The following is a 2,039-nucleotide window of genomic DNA, read 5'->3' on the forward strand; positions in this document are numbered from 1 at the left end:
TTTCAAGACCTTGATCCAAGCTTGGCGCGGATAAGTAACAAAACAACGGTAGTAAAACAAAAACACCCGATCGGCAATCGACCGATCGGGACCCATCTGAGCAAAGAGAATACAGGAAACACACCATCATGAGTCAAACCATCCGCCTAACAATGGCGCAAGCACTGGTTAGATATTTGGCTGCACAAATGGTAGAAGAAGATGGCAAGCAAGTGCCACTATTTGCAGGCTGCTTCTCTATTTTTGGACACGGCAACGTGGCAGGTTTAGGCGAGGCTTTGTATGCATACAAAGATCAATTCCCAACCTATCGTGCGCACAACGAACAAGCCATGGCGCATACCGCGATTGCATACGCCAAGAGTAAATTCCGTCGCCGCATGATGGCTGTGACATCGAGTATCGGCCCAGGCGCGACTAATATGGTGACGGCCGCTGCGTTGGCTCATGTGAACCGCCTTCCTGTCTTGCTATTGCCAGGTGACTACTTTGTGCATCGTATGCCAGACCCAGTATTACAGCAGGTAGAAGACTTTACCGATGGTGGTATTTCCGCTAACGATTGTTTCAAGCCTGTCTCACGCTACTTCGATCGTATCGTTCACCCTGCACAATTGCTTAGTGCCTTGCCTCGTGCAATCGCTACGCTTACCGACCCTGTTAATTGTGGTCCTGTGACACTTGCCTTACCACAAGATGTACAGGCCGAAGCGTTTGATTATCCAGAAGAATTTTTTGCTCCACGAGTTGTTCATTTCCGTACCTTAGTGCCAGAACTAGCCGAGCTACAAGCCGCAGTAGCCGCGCTGAAATCTGCAAAACGTCCAATGATCGTTTCTGGTGGTGGCGTGTTGTATGCCAATGCAACTGTGCAGCTAAAAGCCTTTGTAGAAGCCTTTGGTGTCCCTGTGGGTGAAACCCAAGCAGGGAAGAGTGCATTGCCTTGGGATCATGCGATGCAAGCTGGCGCCATTGGTGTCACCGGCGCTTCGGCTGCCAACGCATTAGCAGCAGAGGCCGATGTTATCTTAGCCGTTGGTTCACGCCTGCAAGACTTTACTACTGCATCTAACAGCTTGTTCGGTAAAGCAAAAGTCATCAGCCTAAACGTTAACCCTTTCGATACACTGAAATGGCGTAGCCTGCCACTGCATGCAGATGCCGCATTGGGTCTAGAAGCCCTGCAATCTGCTTTGACGGGTTGGAAAGCGGACGCAGAGTGGACAAGCAAAGCTGCGGGTCTCAATCAAGAGTGGCGCAATATTGTTAGCCAGATCACTAGCCGTACCGAACCGCCATCAGCAGATTATCTGCCTTACGATGGGGAAGTGATTGGTGCGGTACAACGCAGTGCCGATTCAACCAATACCGATATTGCGGTCTGCGCAGCAGGCACCTTACCGGCTGAACTCCACAAACTATGGCGTACCTCCTTTCCTGGTGGTTACCATATGGAGTACGGCTACTCTTGCATGGGCTACGAAATTGCCGGCGGTTTGGGTGCCAAGATGGCTCGTCCAGACAAAGAAGTATTTGTGATGGTAGGGGATGGTTCTTATCTCATGATGAACTCAGAAATCGCTACATCTGTGATGCTTGGCCATAAACTGATTATTGTGGTGCAAGATAACCGTGGTTACGGATGTATCAACCGCCTACAGCAAGCGACCGGCAGTGCACCGTTTAACAATATGCTGAAAGATTGTTTAACCGGTCAGCACGGGTTGCCAGAAATTAACTTTGCCGCACATGCTGCTTCATTGGGTGCAATTTCTGAGCATGTACCAAATGTGAAAGCCCTAGAAGAAGCGCTGCAACGTGCTCGTGCCGCAGATCGCACCTACGTCATCGTGATCGATACCGATGACCGCCGTACAACGAAAGAGGGCGGGGCATGGTGGGAAGTAGGTATCCCAGCCGTTTCTAGCCGTGAGCAAGTCAATACTGCTTACGCACGTAATCTAGATGCGAAGCAAAACCAGAAGAAGTAAACAAACAACTATATTGAACGGATGGTATGCTATCTAGCAATTCCATCT

The 2,039-nt window shown here is 49.9% G+C and carries 1 protein-coding gene; it reads left to right on the forward strand.

Translation table 11 applies throughout. From position 1 onward, the window contains the following. Positions 1 to 128 precede the first annotated feature (128 nt). A complete protein-coding gene (gene iolD / locus LIN78_RS17935; protein WP_227182257.1) occupies positions 129 to 1,991 on the forward strand; it encodes a 3D-(3,5/4)-trihydroxycyclohexane-1,2-dione acylhydrolase (decyclizing) in 1,863 nt (620 codons plus the stop codon). Positions 1,992 to 2,039: the final 48 nt, after the last annotated feature.

The sequence above is a fragment of the Leeia speluncae genome (assembly GCF_020564625.1).
Lineage (GTDB): Bacteria > Pseudomonadota > Gammaproteobacteria > Burkholderiales > Leeiaceae > Leeia > Leeia speluncae.